The 2,402-nt window shown below is 43.0% G+C and carries 1 protein-coding gene; it reads right to left on the bottom strand.

Annotated features, from left to right (window positions below; genetic code table 11):
- The coding region (locus tag ACYSNS_RS14505) for an autotransporter outer membrane beta-barrel domain-containing protein (RefSeq protein ID WP_461723891.1) at positions 1-1,954 on the bottom strand (1,954 nt) is incomplete at its 3' end.
- Positions 1,955-2,402: the final 448 nt, after the last annotated feature.

Raw genomic sequence — 2,402 nt, 5'->3', positions numbered from 1 at the left:
TGGTCAGTGAACGCAAATACCAATCACCGGCAAAGTCGCCAGCCTTATTGCCGGCATAAAGGGAATAGGCATAGGCTCCACCGACGACAGCGGCCTGCCCTTCAAAGCTATAATCACTCTTCAGGGAAAAATTATCGGCAGATGATGAGCCATCCACCTTGATCAGCTGGATACCATCACCGGAGGTCAAAGCACCAAGGCCACCCCGATTGACAACCTGCACACCGGTTGTGCCCGTAGCATTGCCGGTGATATGCAAGAAATCCGTCGGTGAAGTATCATCGCCAAGCTGCGTGCTAAATATGATTGTGCCGGAATTGCCGCTATAACTCCCCTGCACTGTTAACGTAGAAAAAGCCGAATTGTCTTCAAAACTCAACCGACCAGTATTCGCAATATTTCCCACGACAGACATGGTTGGGAAGACGACAACGCCATCCTCATTGATATCCAAAAGACCGACAGTTAAATCTCCACCGCCATTGGCAAAATTCAAGTGACTGTCGTTTATGATGATATGGTCCCAATTCAACAGGTGGTCTGCACGCATGGTCTGATTGATATCTTGAAGCTCGATTTCATCAAAATCATTGACAAGCTTTGAACCGCCATTGAAAATATTGGAACCGTCAAACTCTGCGGCGTTAATCAGCACGCGGTCAGAGCCGGTGCCCATATTCAAATTCCCTCTAAACGCCCCTGCATACCAACTGAATGTATCATTGTCGCCGTTTAGGTAAACGTTACCCTCGATAGATCCACCCAACAGATTGAACGTCTCCTGCCCTTCTCCACCTCGTATATTGCCCTCAATCCGCCCTAGATTGGTTATTTCGTTTGGCAATGCACCATTAAATCGTACTGCATCTCCACTGGAATTTTTTATAATGCCGCTGCCAGCATTAAATAACGTTCCCGTACCGCCTGCAGAGATGGTTGTAGCATCGGATTGCGTAACCTCTAATAAACCTGAATTATTGATGGACCAACGATTATCCGTCCCAAATTGATAACTAATAGAAATCGCCATCATTGACGCTGTGATACGTGCTTGCTGTGCGATATTGATCAGGGTACGATCGCCATTAAAGGCAGATGCGCCGCCCACACCTACCCCAAGACGAATGTCATAGATGCGCCCATTCACATCAATGCGTGTTGTATTCCCCGAAGTTAATATCGCAGGTTGCACCCCTACCCCTGTAGAGAGATTACCGATAACACCGTTGATTTTACCGGTAATCTCTCCGTCGACAACGATATGCGTATCCATTGCCCATGAGTTAAGCGTGGTAACATAGATACCATTTTGCCCCGCATTTATCTTTCCAGTTGTTGTCAACGTGACCAATGCCTGATTGCGTTCATTTGCAGCCGGCGGCGAATAACCATAGAAGTTGAGATTAAACCCATCTGAACGGATATTATCTGCACGAATTTGTCCTGATAGATTGGCTGTAACGGTTCCGCCAGCACGCAAAGACACACTGATAGCATTGCCGGCATTCAAATCAGAACTAACGTTGCTTGCGGAATCCATATCAAAAGCAACGGTCGCTCTCACCGCAGATTGATTATTAATATTGACCGCTTTAGCTGCTGGAGTAGCATTTGCAATACCCTGCTCGAAGATAGAAACATTTTTAAACGTAACATGGTTACTAAGGTTAGTCGTATACACCGAAAAACCTGTGCGACTTTGCGTATCCCCGCCGTTGAAATTCTCTACATTGACATCAAATTGCGGCAAAGTACTTCCGCTGTTTATCGAGACATACCCAAAAGTATAACCATTCCCAAGGAAATTAAGCGTGTTGGGTGCTGATGGTTTTGTGGTATCATAATATGTCACCGAGGTTGGATCGGGTCTATTTGCGACGCCATTGCACGTAACGACACCATTTGCATCGACAGCCGAACAGATAGATTGCGCAGAAGAAATATCGCTCGTCAAAACGACTCCACAAAGCAGAAGCGGAAATCCGATAAAACTCAACGAGCAAAATATTGGTATAGGTTTATTTGGTATTTTTGAATTTAATACCAATATTCGCGATAACTTTAAATTAGACCACATTCTTCCGACCCCCGTCTTTTCATTGAAAATATATTTATTATTTAAATAACAACAATAAGAATTTAATCATTAAAAATATTATCAATGTAACTATATAGTAATTATAATATTTATATAAAATAATATTAAATTTATTAGAATTAATATTATAATTATAAGATTTTTTGTCCGTTTTTGATCTTACCAATGCAAGATATATACAAATTCCTGGTAGTACACGCCCACCCGAAATTGCAAACCGTGTAGTTAAACAATAGAAAAAATATATATAATTCAGTAGTTTAACATGAAAATGGGGGGGGGGGGGGGGGGGGGGTAAAAGCAA

This window comes from Bartonella sp. LJL80, assembly GCF_054871565.1.
The sequence above is the reverse complement of the archived record's forward strand: the minus strand, read 5'-3'. Positions and strand labels throughout refer to the sequence as shown.